Below are 14,150 nucleotides of genomic sequence, written 5' to 3' on the forward strand. Positions count from 1 at the left end.
CGCCCATGGGCAGAACGTACCGTCGAGCGGGCAACGACCGGAACCACTCCCCGCATCTGGAGGCCCGACCATGGGACGCGTCACGCAACGGCGCACGATCACCCGGGTCACCGTCACCCCCGCCCCGGACGGCCCGGCGGGGGTCGCGGCAAAGGTCGGGCCCGACACCTTGATCGCCGAGGAGCCGCTGGAGATCAGGGTCGGACCGGCCGGGACGCCACGCCCCGCGCTGGCGGTCACGATGCGGACCCCCGGTGACGACCTCGACCTGGCGATCGGGTTCCTCCTCACCGAGGGGATCATCAGATCCGCCGCGGACGTGCGGACGGCGCAACTGTGCGCCGGCGACCAGGAAGCGAACACCTACAACGTCGTGGACGTGGTGCTCGCCGACGGGGTCCCGGCCCCGCAGACCGATCCGAGCCGGAACTTCTACACCACCTCCTCGTGCGGCGTGTGTGGCAAGGCCAGCATCGACGCCGTGCGGACACGCTCGCGGTTCGACGTCGCGGCGGACGGCATCCGGGTGGCCCCGGCCGTGCTGGCCGACCTGCCCGACGCGCTGCGGGCGGGCCAGCGGGCGTTCAGGACGACGGGCGGCCTGCACGCGGCCGGGCTGTTCGACGCGGCCGGGCGCCTGGTCTGCCTCCGGGAGGACGTGGGCCGGCACAACGCCGTGGACAAGGTGATCGGCTGGGCCGCGCGACAGGACCGCCTGCCGCTCGCCGGTCACGTGCTGATGGTCAGCGGCCGGGCGAGCTTCGAGCTGTGCCAGAAGGCCTGGATGGCAGGCATCCCGGTGCTGGCAGCGGTGTCGGCGCCGAGCACCCTGGCCGTCGACCTGGCCGAGGAGGCAGGACTGACCCTCGTCGGCTTCCTGCGCGGCCAGACCTTCAACGTCTACACCGGCGCCCACCGCATCACCGGCCTGCCCCAGACCTGATCACACCGGCCGAGTTCCCCGCGGGCGGGAATGCCGGGTCAGCCCTCAGACGAACGGCGCATCCACAGTCCCCGGCGGTGCGCACGCACCAGCACGCCGCCCGGACTCGGCTGGACGGCAAGGCACCCTCATCCAGGGCGGCCCGCAGGACAGTGGCGGTGACCCCGCGACCGAAGGACAGATCGCCAACCGGACCGAGAGGACCACACCGCGACCGACCACCCGCGTCCGACCCGGACCGGCAAACACCGCAACCAGGTCGAACGCGGCGTCGACCGCCGCCCGCAACAGCTCATGGCTCGTGGTCGCAACCAGGCACGACGCCCTGAACACCTCCCATCAATCAGGAACGCGGCACCGAGCAGACCACCCGACGCCCCACACCCGAGCCAGCAGCGGCACGCAGTTAGACCGCCAACGCACGCCGGGATGGGGCGGCGCCAGGCAGGGTTCAGCGCCTTCGGCGGCGGGTGGTGCGGCGGCGGGGAGGGGTGGGGCGGCGGCCGTCGCGGCGGCCGATCGGGGGCAGGGACTGCGGGGACAAGCCGCGGTCGAGGATCTCGGCCATGAGCTTGGCGGCACGATAGCCAGGGTCGGCGTCGAACGCGCGGTCCAGGGCGATCCGCGAGCGGACACCATTGCCGGAGCGCCAGGACGCATAGGCGACGAGCATCGCGGCCGGGGCGGCGAACGTGGGGGCGCAGCGGCGCAGCACGTCAGTCCACAGGCGGTCGTGGAGGTCGAGGTCGGTGTCGAGGTCGCGGTCGATGCGCAGCCAGGCATCGTCGCGCAGGGGCAGGCTGTGGAGGAGGAACGCGAGCCAGGCGACCTCCTCGTCGGTGAGGCCCTCGCCGGCGCGGACGCGGCGCAGCGCCGCGTCGATGGAGGCGACGCCTTCGGCGGGCGTGCCGGGCGAGTGGACGAGGCGGGTCTGGGCCTGGCGGGTGGCGCGCTCGGCGGCGTCGAGGGCGGGGCCGGTCGGGGCGGCGAGGCTGGCGACGAGGGCGGCCCGGTCGGGCAGCGCGACCATCCCGATCAGGGTGGCGGTCGCCGCGACCGCGGACGTCTCGACGTCATAGGGCTGGCCTTCGGTCGGGCAGCAGTAGGGCGACTCGCAGATCAGCGACCGGTAGCGCCCCTCGTGGGCCCAGAGCATCTCGTGCACGGCGATGCCGTGGCGGCGCATCGCGGCGGTGGTGGCGTGGATGAGGGTCTCGACGCGCTCGGGCGGGCCATAGCCGATGAGCACGACGTGGTCGACGTCCTGGCGGGCGAACAGGGCGCCATAGCCGTCGGCCAGGGTGTCGAGGTCCTCGCCCGGATCGGGCAGGTCGTCGCGCATGTGGAAGCGCAGCCGCTTGTCGCGCACCCCGAGGGCGACGAGGCTGTCGGACGGGTGGAACCCGAACAGGTACGGCGTGCCGGCAAGGATGTCAGCGGGGGTGCGCAGGCGCAGCCGGGGCTGCGCGAGGGTCGAGGTCGCGGTCGTCATGCACCCGAGCCTGGCGGTCGCCGCCACCCACGGGAACTCGCGGTTTTCGGCTGTGGACAACGCCCGATTCGATCCACAACCGCCGGCCACACCTTGACAAACGCCAGCACACCGCTAGAAGCGGCAAGTAGCAGGAAGCGGCGCTAGAAGCGGAACCGCTGCGCGTGCAGGTCGATCCCGTCGTGCCAGTCGTGGCCGTCCGAGTGCAGGTCGATGGCGAGCGTCACCCGGGCGAGCGCGTCATACCCGGCCGCCTGCAGGCACCGGATCGCGTCGACGTTGCGCGCCGCCGGCGAGATGCTCAGCTGCCCGAGCCCCCGCCGCTTGGCCTGGTCGGCGACGTGGGAGAGCAGCGCCCGCCCGATCCCCGCGCCCCGCCGGGACGACGCGACGACCAGCGGCTCGACCTGCCCACCGCGCCCGTCGAGGATGAGCCCGACCATGCCGACCACGCCGACGCCGAGGATCTCCGCGACCCACATGCCGGACAGGTCGAGCCGCGTGAGGTACTCCTCGAACGCGGCCCCGGGGTCACCGCTGACGGGTGGCGCCGCCGGGTAGAGGTGCTGATGCTCCTCGGTCAGCTCTGCCCACAGCTGCCGGCACTCGCGATGGTCCGTCGGTCGATACGCCCGGATCGTCGGCTGCAGCGTCGCGACCCCGCCACCTACGCCGTCATCTGCGCGAACAGTCACCATGTGTTCATGCTTACTCCGGTGCGCACCGCCGCGACACCCACATCGCGGTATTGCACCCCGGCCGATCGCCGCCTGACCGTTTCACGCCTTTTGTTGCAACACGCGGATCGTGGCCACACGGTTATGGATGGAGCCGGTGAGCGATAACATCAAATCGGCTCGCAGCTACGACGAAGGGACCGCCGGTCGGGACGGTCCCTTCGCTGTTGCTCAGGCTTGGTTGGGGGAAGCTGTTGCTCAGGTTTGTTACGGAAGGCGGAATTCGCCGTCGGTGTCGACCGCGGCGATGAAGGTCTCCCATTCGGCGCGGGTGAAGCGCACGGATCCCGCGTCCGGGGAGTTGGAGTTGCGGACCTCGACGACGCCGTCGACGAACCGCGCTTCGACGCACTGTCCGTTGTTACCGCTCCGGGTGGGCTTGTGCCACCGCTCGTTCAGCGCAGCCATTCTGCGCACTCCTTCGTTGTCAGGCCGTCTCAGCGACCGTTGACTCGATCAGCTTGACCGACTCGAATGGGCTGAGCGCGGCGGCTCGCAGACTTTCGAACACGTCGTGGTAACGCTGGACGTCTCCGGCTTCCTGGTAGATGTCGCCGGCCATGGCTTCGGCGTACACGACGCTTGGTGCACCTTGGAACTTGAGGATCGCGAATGATCCAGCCATGCCGGCATAGGCTCCCCCGCTGAAGGGGAGTATCTGGATCGTCACGTTCCTCGCCCGGCCCATTTCGGCCAGGTGCTTGAGCTGCGACCGCATCACGTCGGCCCCACCGATGAGGCGCCGGATGACGCTCTCGTCGAGGACCGCGATGAACTGCAATGGATTCTCGGCCCGGGTGAGCAGCTCCTGCCGCTCACGCCGGGCGCTGACATGCGCTTGGACCGCGTCCTCCGACTCGCCGGACGGGGAGGCGGCGGCGAGCAGCGCCCGCGTGTACTCCTCCGTCTGGAGCATGCCGGGCACCACGAGCGCCTCGTAGTCCCGCATCTCGATCGCGTTGGACTCCAGGCCGATGTAGCGGGAGTAGTGGCTGGGAAGGTCGCCGAAGCGGGCGAACCAGCCCCGCGTCTTACCTTCCTTCGCAAGCGCGATCAATGTCTCCGTGAGATCGCTATCATCAACGTCGTAGATCTTGAGCAACTGTTCGAGGGTGCTGCGGCGGATGCCGACCTTCCCGCCCTCCATGCGGCTGATGGTGCTGGGCGAGCAGTCGAGCTGCAGGCCGACGTCCTCGGTGGTGAGCCTCGCCTGCTCGCGCAGTCGCCGGAGCTGTTTGCCCAGCTGGAAGCGGGGGAACGTGGGGCTGTGCGCGTGCGACACCACTCACCTCCATTACTCAGGACGAGTGTCACCGTTACCGGGTTGTCGCGCAAGCGTGAGCGTCAGTGAGCGATTGGGTTGCTCTACTCAAGTTTGACGGAACGTATTGCCCCGGGAAACCTGCACATGCATTCTGGGGCGGTCAGAGATGGTTCCTCTGCCGGAGGGAGATCCGTCGTGATCGAAGACGACGTGATCCTGCTCGAAGGCGCACCACGGCTTTTCGGCATTGTCGCCGATCCGTTCGACGACGACCACCCCCAGGTTGTCGCCTGGGGTCACGAGCTGCCGGATCAGGCCGTGCTCACCTGGCGCCTGGGGAATGGGAAGTCCGAGATCGCCGTCTTCCGCTCGGCGAACGACGCGCTCGCAACCGCTCAGCAGCTGTATCCCGCCTGGATCCTGTGGACCGCACCCGCGACGCAGGGGTTCTGATGGCCGTCATCTATGACCACGCCGTGACCGACGCCCGCCGCCTCGTGGCGCGCCACCAGCCGTTACGCGTCCATCAGGCGACACGCTGCGCGGCCGGCTGCGCGCGCTGGCCGTGCAAGCCGTTCTCCACCGCCTGGGCGATGGTGACCCGCAACTCCAACACACGCGCCGGCCGCTGACCCGCGCACACTTCATGACCCAGCGCTAAACCTGTGCGGCCGGGCAGTCCTCAAGATCTGACTGATCGGCCGACCCCGATCGGGGCCGATGCGCGGTCCAGCTCTTGACCGCCTCCGGCTTGCCCTTGCGCGTGGCGTTCCACCCCGGCCACGCCCTGTCCTGGATGGGCACGCCCTTCGTCGGTGAGGGCGTGGGCACGACGGCGGGGGGCTCCTGCACCTCGGGCGCCGGCGCGGTCGGCGGAGCCGGCACCACCGTGGGCGGCTTGGTACCCGTACCGACGACGACACCGCCGCCTGATCCACCCGATGTCCTCTCGCTGACGCGCGGCTTCGCCACGGTCGCCGGGGGCAGCGGCGCGGTCGGCTCCGCCGCGCGCGACGGCGTGCCCGTGCCGTGCAGCCCGCTGCTGGGCGTCGGGGCGAGCACGAGCGGTCCGGGCCGTGGCTCGGCGACGATCGGCGTCCGGACGGACGGCGCCGTGTCCAGCGAGGCGCTGCCGGCGGCGACCACGATCAGGGTCGGCACCGAGGTCAGCGCCACGAGCAGCGCGGAAATGAGCAACGGCCGCCGGTTCGGCGACAGTATGCGGTGGGTACGGACGTCGGATTCCAAGGAAGCGCTCCAGTGTGCGGGGGAAGGCAGAACGAAGCTCATTGGGAGCAACTGCCGCACGCCGGGCGAGGATCTGCCCGGTTCGGAGGGATTTTTCGACCTTGCAACGCGGACGAACCCGGACTCCATGGTGTCGATCCACACGCCTTCTGCGATGCTGGACACACACCGGCAACGGGGCTGTAGCGTCCGCATACCCTGCGACTGAGCCTCAGAGCCGGCTCCCGGGCGTGATCCACTCACACCCACCGCGACGCGCCGGCTCCAACAGGGCCGCCGCGTAGCAGCCACCCCCGCTGCGCGGCAGGGTTACCCCCGCTGCCGACGCGAGAGACGACAGGGAGAAACGGATGGCGAAGGGCGAAGCAAAGGCCCGGACGTCAGGAACACGGGCCGCGCCTGAACCCGCGTTCGTGCAGCTGCTCACCCCTGAGGGAGACCGGGTCGAACACCCCGACTACACGGTCGACTTCACCGATGAGGAATACCGCTCGCTCTACCACGACCTCGTCGTGGTCCGGAAGCTCGACGCCGAGGCGACCGCTCTGCAGCGCCAGGGCGAGCTGGGCATCTGGGCGAGCCTGCTGGGCCAGGAAGCGGCGCAGGTCGGCTCCGGCCGGGCGCTGCGCAAGCAGGACATGGCGTTCCCGACCTACCGCGAGCACGGCGTGCTGTACTGCCGCGGCGTCGACCCGATCGCACCGCTGACCCTGTTCCGCGGCGTCGACCAGGGCGCCTGGGACCCCAACGAGTTCAACTTCGGCATGTACACGATCGTGATCGGCGCGCAGACGCTGCACGCGACCGGCTATGCGATGGGCGTGACCAAGGACGGCAAGGTCGGCTCCGACGACGGCGAGGCCGTCATCGCCTACTTCGGCGACGGCGCCACCAGCCAGGGCGACGTCAACGAGGCCTTCATCTGGGCGTCGGTCTTCAACGCGCCGATGGTGTTCTTCTGCCAGAACAACCAGTACGCGATCTCCGAGCCGCTCGAGCGGCAGACCCGCGTCCCGCTGTATCACCGGGCCAGCGGCTTCGGCTTCCCCGGCCTGCGCGTGGACGGCAACGACGTGCTCGCCTGCTACGCGGTCACCCGCAAGGCCCTCGACGACGCCCGCCACGGCCAGGGGCCCTCGCTGATCGAGGCCTACACGTACCGGATGGGCGCCCACACCACGTCGGACGACCCGACCAGGTATCGCATCGCCAGCGAGGTCGAGGCGTGGCAGGCGAAGGACCCGATCGCGCGCCTGCGGGCGTTCCTCGGCAAGCAGGGCATCGCCGGCGACGATTTCTTCGCCGCGGTCGACGAGGAGGCCCGGGTCGCCGCCGCCGACCTGCGCGAGCGCGTCCTCACCATGCCGGACCCGGATCCGCGCACCCTGTTCGACCACGTGTATCCGCATGGTTCGCCGGAGCTCGAGCAGCAGAAGGCGCAGTTCGACAAGTACCTGTCGTCGTTCGAGGGGAGTGGGCACTGATGGCCGAGACCCTGACGATCGGCAAGGCGCTCAACACCGGCCTGCGCCGGGCGATGGAGCGCGACCCCAAGGTCCTCGTCATGGGCGAGGACGTCGGCAAGCTCGGCGGCGTCTTCCGCATCACCGACGGCCTGCAGAAGGACTTCGGCGATGAGCGCGTCATCGACACCCCGCTCGCCGAGTCCGGCATCATCGGCACCGCCGTCGGCCTCGCGATCCGCGGCTACCGGCCGGTGTGCGAGATCCAGTTCGACGGGTTCGTCTACCCGGCCTATGACCAGATCGTGTCGCAGGTCGCCAAGATGCACTACCGCTCCAAGGGCAAGGTCCGGCTGCCGATCGTCATCCGGATCCCCTTCGGCGGCGGCATCGGCGCGGTCGAGCACCACTCCGAGTCGCCCGAGGCCTACTTCGCGCACACCGCTGGCCTGAAGGTCGTCTCCTGCTCCAACCCCGACGACGCGTACTGGATGATCCAGCAGTCGATCGAGTCCGACGACCCGATCATCTTCATGGAGCCCAAGCGCCGCTACTGGGAGAAGGGCCAGGTCAACGTCGACGCCGCGAGCGCACCGCTGCACGTCTCGCGGATCGCGCGCCCCGGCACCGACGCGACGCTGCTGGCCTACGGCCCGATGGTCCGCACCGCGCTGGACGCCGCGACCGCCGCCGCCGAGGACGGGCGCGACCTGGAGGTCATCGACCTGCGCACGCTGTCGCCGCTGGACATGGGCCCGGTCTACGAGTCGGTGCGGCGCACCGGCCGCGCGATCGTCGTCCACGAGGCGCCCGGCAACCTGGGGCTCGGGTCGGAGATCGCGGCCCGGATCACCGAGGAGTGCTTCTACTCCCTCGAGGCGCCGGTCCTGCGCGTCACCGGGTTCGACACGCCGTACCCGGCCGCCCGGGTCGAGGAGGAGTACCTGCCCGACCTCGACCGGGTGCTCGACGCCGTCGACCGCTCGTTCGGGTTCTAGGGGGACGCGCAGTGACACGGGTCAAAGAGTTCAACCTTCCCGATCTGGGCGAAGGCCTCACCGAGGGCGAGATCCTCAAGTGGCTCGTCCAGGTCGGCGACACGATCGAGCTCAACCAGCCGATCGTGGAGGTCGAGACCGCGAAGGCGGCGGTCGAGATCCCCGCGAAGTGGGCCGGTCAGGTCGCCAAGATCTTCCACCCGGAGGGCACGACGGTCGAGGTCGGCTCCCCGATCATCGCCATCGACACCGATCCGGGCGGCGCCCCGGCGCCCTCCACGGGTGTGCCTTCCGCGGCCTCGCTGGCGGCCGTCGACATCGCCGGCGACGCGCCGGTCGAGCCCGGCATGATCGGCGGCCCCGCGCCGGGCGGCCGCACCGCCGTGCTCGTCGGCTACGGTCCGAAAACCGCCGCCGCGAAGCGCCGGCCAAGAACAACTGCAAATGCAACCGCGGCACCTGTACTGCCGAAGCCTCCCGCCACGCCCGTAGCGCCGGCTCCGGTCGTCGTCGCGGAGCCCGTGGACCGGACGCCGCCAGCGCGGGGCAACGTGCTGGCCAAGCCGCCGGTCCGCAAGCTGGCCCGGGACCTCGGCGTCGACCTCGCGGAGATCACGGGCACTGGGCCCAACGGTTCGGTCACGCGGGACGACGTGCTGTCCGTGTCGTCCGCCCCCGCCGCCGCTCCGGTTTCCCCGGCGGCGGCCCAGGCGTCCCGCGTCGGCCGCGAAGAGCGGATCCCGGTCAAGGGCGTGCGGAAGCTGACCGCCGAGAACATGGTGGCGAGCGCGTTCACCGCACCGCACGTCACCGAGTTCCTGACGGTCGACGTGACCCGCTCGATGAAGGCCCTCGAACGGCTGAAGGCCAAGCGGGACTGGCGCGACGTGCGGGTGTCGCCGCTGCTCATGGTCGCCAAGGCGGCCCTGGTTTCGTTGAAGCGCTACCCGATGGTGAACTCCACGTGGCAGGGCTCGGAGATCCTGGTCAAGCACTACGTCAACCTCGGGATCGCCGCGGCGACGGAGCGCGGGCTGATCGTGCCCAACATCAAGGACGCCGACGCGCTCACCACGCGGGAGCTGGCCGACGGGCTGAACGACCTCGTCGCCACCGCCCGCGAGGGCAAGACGTCGCCGGCGGCGATGAGCGGCGGGACGTTCACGATCACGAGCGTCGGCGTCTTCGGCGTCGACACCGGCACCCCGATCCTGCCCCCGGGTGAGTCGGCGATCCTGGTGTTCGGCGCGATCCGGGACACCCCGTGGGTCCACAAGGGCAAGATCAAGATCCGGCAGGTGACGACGCTCGGCCTGTCCTTCGACCACCGGATCATCGACGGCGAGCTGGGCTCCAAGTTCCTGCGCGACGTCGGCGCGTTCCTCGAGGACCCCGAGGGATCGCTGCTGGCCTGGAGCTGAGCAGTCCAATTCACGGCAGGTGGCCCGGCGCTGACGCGCCGGGCCACTGTCATATGGCTGACGAACTGGGCGTTTACGCAGCCAGCAACCCTACGAATCGTCGGCGCGTGCGCCGCGTCACTTGCTATTCGCTGGCTAACGATCTTCCGCTGGGCGTGTAATGGATGCGAAGCAAGCCTCGTCCTTACATTCTCCCAAGGAGCCCGCCGTGAGCACCTTCATGGAGCGTTACCGCGCCCGCCGCAACGCCGCCCGCCGCCTCGACGCGATCGAGCGCGCCATCGCCAAGAACCCGTCCGCCGCGCTGCGCGACGAACTCCACGCCATGCTCAGCCGAAGTTGAGCCTGCGCACCACCCCGCGCCTGCCGCCCTGGTCCGACCCTCCCCGGACCGGGGCGGCATCGCTTTGTTCACCTATTCTGGGAGCGCTTGCCGGCGAACCTGAGCCTCCGCTCTGCCATGTACGGTTCGGGTCGACTACGGTCGCAAGGGTCTGACCACAGGAGGCACGATGACGTCCGACCAGCCCCACCCGTCCGAAGCGGACGAGAGTGCGGCGAGCGCGCCGAGCTCACCCCCGCCCGGCACGCCCCCGGCCGGCACCGTGCGAGCGACCGCGTCGGTCCCGATGCCGACCAGGCCTCCCGTCCAGCCGTCGTCCCCGGCGGCGCCGCCGGCCCCCGCGACGTACGGCTCACCCGCCGCCTCCTCAGAGCCCGCTCCTGCCGCGCCGCCGGTCGCGCCTCCCGCTGTGCCCGCCGCGACCGGCCAGGGCGCGGTCGAGGACGCCGAGCAGCAGCCGAGGCCCGGGCCGTTCCCGCCGGCTGGGCCGTTCGCGCCGCCGGCCCCTCCGCTTCCGGCCCGCACGCCGCCGAACGCGCCTCCCGGCCCGCCGGGCAGCTTCCCTGGCTTCACCCCGGCGGGACCGGCCGGCGAGGCCTCGTCCGCCGCTCCGCAGAGCGACCCGGCCGCCGCCGCCCAGGATCCGGTTCAGGCGCCGGCGGGCCCCAGTGGCCCTCCTGCCGGCTACACCCAGGTGCCGGTCCCCCCGCCTGCCCCTGCTTCCGGCCCCGCACCTTCTTCCGGCACCGGCCCTTCTTCCGGCGCCGCGCCTTCGGCTGGATCCGCGCAGGTGCCGGTGTCCGGTGTTCCCTCATCCGGGTCGGCGCAGGTGCCCGGGTCCGGCGGCGCGCCGGTCGGATCGGTGCCTGGCGCCCAGCACGGCAACGCTCCCGTCTCGGCGGCCCCCGTCTCGGGGAGCGCCCGGACGTATGGCACCGCCCAGGTCTCCGGCAGCGCCCAGGTCCCCGGCGCCATGCCTCCGCCGTCCGCGGTCCCGCCGACCTCCGCACCCCCGGCGACGTACGGCACCCCGACCTCGCCCCCACCCACCTCCGCACCGCCGGCCACCTCCGCACCGCCGGCCACCTACGGCTCGCCTTCCACGCCGCCGGCCGCGTACGGCGCCCCGACCTCCGCCCCACCTGCCGCCTATGGCGCGCCCACCTCTGCGCCGCCGGCCACCTACGGCTCGGCTCCCTCTGCGCCGCCGGCCGCGTTCGGCGCGCCTGCCGCCGCTCCGCCGACCGCCTATGGCGCTCCCACCTCGGCGCCGCCGGCCGCTGCCACTCCGCCGGCCACTTACGGCACGACTTCCGCCCCACCGGCCGCCTTCGGCGCGCCCACCTCCGCTCCGCCGGCCACCTACGGCGCCCCGACCTCCGCCCCGCCCGCGACGTACGGCACGCCGGCATCGACGGCGCCCAGTGCGGCGGGCCCTGAAGCGGGACAGCCCGCCGGGGCCGTCCCGGCGGCACCGAACCTGGGGAAGATCCCGCCGGCGTCGTTCGCCGCACGGGCACAGGTGTCCGTCCCGCCCGCGAACGTGCCCCCGACCAGCGCGCCGCCGGCCAACATGCCGCCCACGAGCGCACCGCCGGCGACCGGGCTTTACCAGGCGTCAGCACCACCGGCGACCAACATGCCGTTCTCGGCGCCTCCGGCCTCCGGGCCGCCCGCGACCGGCATCTATCAGGCTGCGCCGCCGCCCGCCACGGGCGTGTACCAGGCTTCGGTGCCGAGCTCAGCACCGGCCGGCCCGCATTACAGCGACCTCGTCACCATGCCCGGCGATCAACCCCCTTCCGGTGCTGAGCCTGTCGGTGGGGCGCCGGTCGTACCGACGCCGCCAACTGAAAAGAAGAGCAAGCGCAGCCTGATCATGGGGCTGGTCGTGGTGGTCGTGGTCTTCCTGCTCGCGGTGGCCGGCACAGGCATCGTGGTGGCGCTGAACAATGCCGACAGCACCAGCTTCGCGGTCAACTCGTGCGTCAAGCAGGACGGCAACTCGGCGAAGAAGGCGAGTTGCTCGGACAAGGACGCATTCACGATCGTGCAGAAGGTGGAGAAGCCGGAGAGCTGCTCAGACGCCAGCCAACCGTACGTCGTGCTGCAGCACAAGGGACAGAAGGACGAGGTCCTCTGCCTCCGTCCGGCCTCGGCCAAATGACCTAGGCGCCCGGGGCCAACGTCGCATGGGAGCGCCCGGCGGCACTCGGGCAGACTTGAGGGCATGACCGACCCGGCACAGTCGCCACTGCTCAAGGCCCGCGTCCGCGCTCCCGAACTCCGGGGGCGCGGATGGCTCAACACCGACGGACTCACCCTGTCCGATCTGCGGGGAAAGATTGTAGTTCTCGACTTCTGGACCTTCTGCTGCATCAACTGCCTGCACGTGCTCGACGAGCTGCGCCCGCTTGAGGAGCGGTTCGCGGACGTGCTGGTGACCATCGGGGTGCACTCGCCGAAGTTCGAGCACGAGAAGGACGCGGCGGCGCTCGCGGCAGCCGTCGAGCGGTATGGGGTCGACCATCCGGTGCTGGACGACCCCGAGATGGAGATGTGGCAGCAGTATGCGGCGAAGGCCTGGCCGACGCTGACCGTCATCGACCCCGAGGGCTATGTCGTGGCGACGATGGCCGGCGAGGGGCACGCCGAAGGGCTGGCGCGGCTGGTCGAGGAGCTCGTCCGCGTGCACGAGGCGCGGGGCACGCTGCGGCGCGGCTCCGCTCCGCAGGTCGCCGCCAGGACCGAGGAGACGGTGCTGCGGTTCCCGGGCAAGGCGCTGGCCCTGGCCGACGGGCACTTCCTGGTCGCCGACTCGACGCACCAGTCGCTGGTCGAGCTCGACGCCGACAACGAGACCCTGATCCGCCGCATCGGCACCGGGCAGCGCGGCCGCAAGGACGGCACGGATCCCGAGTTCTCCGAGCCGGGCGGGCTGTGCCTGCTGCCCCCGCACGTGGCCGAGATCGCCGGGTATGACGTCGTGGTCGCCGACACGGTCAACCACCTGCTGCGCGGCCTGAAGCTCTCGACCGGCGAGGTGACCACGGTCGCCGGCAGCGGCCGGCAGTGGCGCGGCAGCGTCGACTTCGACGCGCACGACTCCCTTGCGGTCGACCTGTCGTCGCCGTGGGACGTGGCGTGGTTCGACGACCAGGTCGTGGTCGCGATGGCCGGCATCCACCAGCTGTGGTGGTTCAACCCGGTGCGGCGCACCGCCGGCATGTACGCGGGGACGACCGTCGAGGCACTCCGCGACGGCCCGCTGCAAGAGGTGTGGATGGCGCAGCCGTCCGGCCTGTCGGCGTCGCCCGACGGCACGACGCTGTGGATCGCCGACAGCGAGTCCAGCGCGATCCGCTTCATCGCCGACGGCCGGATGTCGACCGTGGCCGGGCAGGGCCTGTTCGACTTCGGGCACGTCGACGGCCCCGCCGACCAGGCGCTGCTGCAGCACCCGCTCGGCCTGCTGGCCCTGGCCGACGGCAGCGTGCTGGTCGCCGACACGTACAACGGCGCCATCCGCAGGATCGCCGACGGCGTGGTGTCCACCGTCGTCGACGGCCTCCGCGAGCCGAGCGACCTGGTCCTCAGCTCGACCGGCGACGTCGTGGTCGTCGAGTCGGGCGCACACCGGCTGGTCCGGCTCGCCCCCGGCACCCTGGCAGCGGCGGGCATCGACGTCGCCGGCGTCCGGCACCGCACCGAACGCCCCTCGACGATGCTCGCCCCCGGCGAGGTCCAGCTCGACCTGATCTTCGAGCCGGCGCCGGGCCAGAAGCTGGACGAGTCGTTCGGCCCGTCGACCCGCCTGGAGGTGTCCGCCTCCCCACCCGAGCTGCTGCTGGAAGGCGCCGGCGTGACCCAGGACCTGCGCCGCCGCCTGGTCCTCTCCCCCGACGTCACCGAGGGCGTCCTGCAGGTGGTGGCCCAGGCCGCGACGTGCGACATCGACGCGGAGTTCCCCGCCTGCCACCTGACCCGCCAGGACTGGGGCGTCCCGATCCGCGTAGCCAAGGACGGCGCCCAGCGCCTCCCCCTGGTCCTCCGCGGCCTCGACACCTGACGCCCAAGCCCGCCGTTTACGATCCGGAAGACCTCACGCACCCACCCCCGATCCACACAAGGTCTTCCGGATCACCAAGGCACAGCACGCCATCCCAGACCTGACGCCACCCTCCGCAGCAACCCCTGTCGCCGCAGCACCAACGCCCTCCGCCGCTGAGCGTTGAAGCCCG

General features: G+C 71.3%; 17 protein-coding genes. 9 read left to right on the top strand and 8 right to left on the bottom strand.

Going from position 1 to position 14,150, the window contains the following annotated elements; translation table 11 throughout:
* The first annotated feature begins 70 nt into the window (after positions 1-70).
* Positions 71-943, top strand: coding sequence for a formate dehydrogenase accessory sulfurtransferase FdhD (gene fdhD, locus ACQEVZ_RS25835; RefSeq protein ID WP_433370935.1), 873 nt, complete (start codon positions 71-73; stop codon positions 941-943).
* 451 nt (positions 944-1,394) lie between these two features.
* Here the strand turns inward: fdhD and ACQEVZ_RS25840 are convergent, their stop codons facing one another.
* From ACQEVZ_RS25840 to ACQEVZ_RS25855, 4 genes are all read right to left on the bottom strand, one after another.
* Positions 1,395-2,435, bottom strand: coding sequence for a DUF4192 domain-containing protein (locus tag ACQEVZ_RS25840; protein ID WP_354889541.1), 1,041 nt, complete (start codon positions 2,433-2,435; stop codon positions 1,395-1,397).
* Between the two features lie 143 nt (positions 2,436-2,578).
* Positions 2,579-3,133 carry an N-acetyltransferase family protein gene (locus ACQEVZ_RS25845; protein ID WP_433370939.1) on the bottom strand — a complete coding sequence of 185 codons (555 nt, stop codon included), beginning with the start codon at positions 3,131-3,133 and terminating at the stop codon, positions 2,579-2,581.
* 246 nt (positions 3,134-3,379) lie between these two features.
* The gene (locus ACQEVZ_RS25850; protein ID WP_344508262.1) at positions 3,380-3,580 is read right to left on the bottom strand and encodes a DUF397 domain-containing protein; all 201 of its coding nucleotides are present in this window, start codon (positions 3,578-3,580) and stop codon (positions 3,380-3,382) included.
* A gap of 19 nt (positions 3,581-3,599) precedes the next feature.
* Positions 3,600-4,454 (bottom strand): helix-turn-helix domain-containing protein, encoded by an 855-nt coding sequence (locus ACQEVZ_RS25855; RefSeq protein ID WP_433370943.1) that lies wholly within the window; start codon positions 4,452-4,454, stop codon positions 3,600-3,602.
* Positions 4,455-4,631: 177 nt separating this feature from the next.
* Here ACQEVZ_RS25855 and ACQEVZ_RS25860 point away from each other — a divergent pair, with 177 nt between their 5' ends.
* Positions 4,632-4,889, top strand: coding sequence for a hypothetical protein (locus tag ACQEVZ_RS25860; RefSeq protein WP_344508266.1), 258 nt, complete (start codon positions 4,632-4,634; stop codon positions 4,887-4,889).
* Positions 4,889-5,068: a hypothetical protein gene (locus tag ACQEVZ_RS25865; protein ID WP_360566492.1), complete on the top strand. Its 180-nt coding sequence runs from the start codon at positions 4,889-4,891 to the stop codon at positions 5,066-5,068. Before ACQEVZ_RS25860 ends, ACQEVZ_RS25865 begins: the two co-directional genes overlap by 1 nt.
* Before the next feature lie 25 nt (positions 5,069-5,093).
* On the opposite strand, the gene ACQEVZ_RS25870 is transcribed toward ACQEVZ_RS25865, so the two are convergent.
* Positions 5,094-5,744 (bottom strand): hypothetical protein, encoded by a 651-nt coding sequence (locus ACQEVZ_RS25870; protein ID WP_433370947.1) that lies wholly within the window; start codon positions 5,742-5,744, stop codon positions 5,094-5,096.
* Between the two features lie 290 nt (positions 5,745-6,034).
* On the opposite strand from ACQEVZ_RS25870, the gene pdhA reads away from it, so the two are divergent.
* The 4 genes from pdhA (at position 6,035) to ACQEVZ_RS25890 (ending at position 9,909) form a co-directional block, all read left to right on the top strand.
* Positions 6,035-7,168, top strand: a complete 1,134-nt coding sequence (gene pdhA / locus ACQEVZ_RS25875) for a pyruvate dehydrogenase (acetyl-transferring) E1 component subunit alpha (RefSeq protein ID WP_344508270.1) — start codon at positions 6,035-6,037, stop codon at positions 7,166-7,168.
* Positions 7,165-8,145, top strand: a complete 981-nt coding sequence (locus ACQEVZ_RS25880) for an alpha-ketoacid dehydrogenase subunit beta (RefSeq protein WP_389331358.1) — start codon at positions 7,165-7,167, stop codon at positions 8,143-8,145. The genes pdhA and ACQEVZ_RS25880 overlap by 4 nt, the downstream gene beginning before the upstream one ends.
* Positions 8,146-8,156: 11 nt before the next feature.
* Positions 8,157-9,566: a dihydrolipoamide acetyltransferase family protein gene (locus ACQEVZ_RS25885; protein ID WP_433370950.1), complete on the top strand. Its 1,410-nt coding sequence runs from the start codon at positions 8,157-8,159 to the stop codon at positions 9,564-9,566.
* Between the two features lie 208 nt (positions 9,567-9,774).
* Positions 9,775-9,909 carry a hypothetical protein gene (locus ACQEVZ_RS25890; protein ID WP_344508274.1) on the top strand — a complete coding sequence of 45 codons (135 nt, stop codon included), beginning with the start codon at positions 9,775-9,777 and terminating at the stop codon, positions 9,907-9,909.
* Positions 9,910-10,044: 135 nt separating this feature from the next.
* Here ACQEVZ_RS25890 and ACQEVZ_RS25895 read toward each other — a convergent pair whose 3' ends face one another.
* From ACQEVZ_RS25895 to ACQEVZ_RS25905, 3 genes are all read right to left on the bottom strand, one after another.
* Positions 10,045-10,482 (bottom strand): hypothetical protein, encoded by a 438-nt coding sequence (locus tag ACQEVZ_RS25895; RefSeq protein WP_433370953.1) that lies wholly within the window; start codon positions 10,480-10,482, stop codon positions 10,045-10,047.
* Between the two features lie 111 nt (positions 10,483-10,593).
* A complete protein-coding gene (locus ACQEVZ_RS25900) occupies positions 10,594-10,995 on the bottom strand; it encodes a hypothetical protein (protein ID WP_433370956.1) in 402 nt (133 codons plus the stop codon).
* 276 nt (positions 10,996-11,271) lie between these two features.
* Positions 11,272-11,493 carry a hypothetical protein gene (locus ACQEVZ_RS25905; RefSeq protein ID WP_433370959.1) on the bottom strand — a complete coding sequence of 74 codons (222 nt, stop codon included), beginning with the start codon at positions 11,491-11,493 and terminating at the stop codon, positions 11,272-11,274.
* A 55-nt stretch (positions 11,494-11,548) separates the two neighbouring features.
* On the opposite strand from ACQEVZ_RS25905, the gene ACQEVZ_RS25910 reads away from it, so the two are divergent.
* Positions 11,549-12,076 (top strand): LppU/SCO3897 family protein, encoded by a 528-nt coding sequence (locus ACQEVZ_RS25910; protein ID WP_433370961.1) that lies wholly within the window; start codon positions 11,549-11,551, stop codon positions 12,074-12,076.
* 63 nt (positions 12,077-12,139) lie between these two features.
* A complete protein-coding gene (locus tag ACQEVZ_RS25915) occupies positions 12,140-13,978 on the top strand; it encodes an NHL domain-containing thioredoxin family protein (protein ID WP_354889548.1) in 1,839 nt (612 codons plus the stop codon).
* Positions 13,979-14,150 lie beyond the last annotated feature (172 nt).

The sequence above is a fragment of the Dactylosporangium sp. CA-152071 genome (genome assembly GCF_050936335.1).
GTDB classification, from domain to species: Bacteria; Actinomycetota; Actinomycetes; order Mycobacteriales; family Micromonosporaceae; genus Dactylosporangium; species Dactylosporangium maewongense.

What these genes read in the sequence shown, in the direction of transcription:
- fdhD (WP_433370935.1), top strand. Translation starts at nt 71, where the DNA reads ATGGGACGCGTCACGCAACGGCGCACGATCACCCGGGTCACCGTCACC.
- ACQEVZ_RS25840 (WP_354889541.1), bottom strand. Translation starts at nt 2,435, where the DNA reads ATGACGACCGCGACCTCGACCCTCGCGCAGCCCCGGCTGCGCCTGCGC.
- ACQEVZ_RS25845 (WP_433370939.1), bottom strand. Translation starts at nt 3,133, where the DNA reads ATGGTGACTGTTCGCGCAGATGACGGCGTAGGTGGCGGGGTCGCGACG.
- ACQEVZ_RS25850 (WP_344508262.1), bottom strand. Translation starts at nt 3,580, where the DNA reads ATGGCTGCGCTGAACGAGCGGTGGCACAAGCCCACCCGGAGCGGTAAC.
- ACQEVZ_RS25865 (WP_360566492.1), top strand. Translation starts at nt 4,889, where the DNA reads ATGGCCGTCATCTATGACCACGCCGTGACCGACGCCCGCCGCCTCGTG.
- pdhA (WP_344508270.1), top strand. Translation starts at nt 6,035, where the DNA reads ATGGCGAAGGGCGAAGCAAAGGCCCGGACGTCAGGAACACGGGCCGCG.
- ACQEVZ_RS25910 (WP_433370961.1), top strand. Translation starts at nt 11,549, where the DNA reads ATGCCGTTCTCGGCGCCTCCGGCCTCCGGGCCGCCCGCGACCGGCATC.
- ACQEVZ_RS25915 (WP_354889548.1), top strand. Translation starts at nt 12,140, where the DNA reads ATGACCGACCCGGCACAGTCGCCACTGCTCAAGGCCCGCGTCCGCGCT.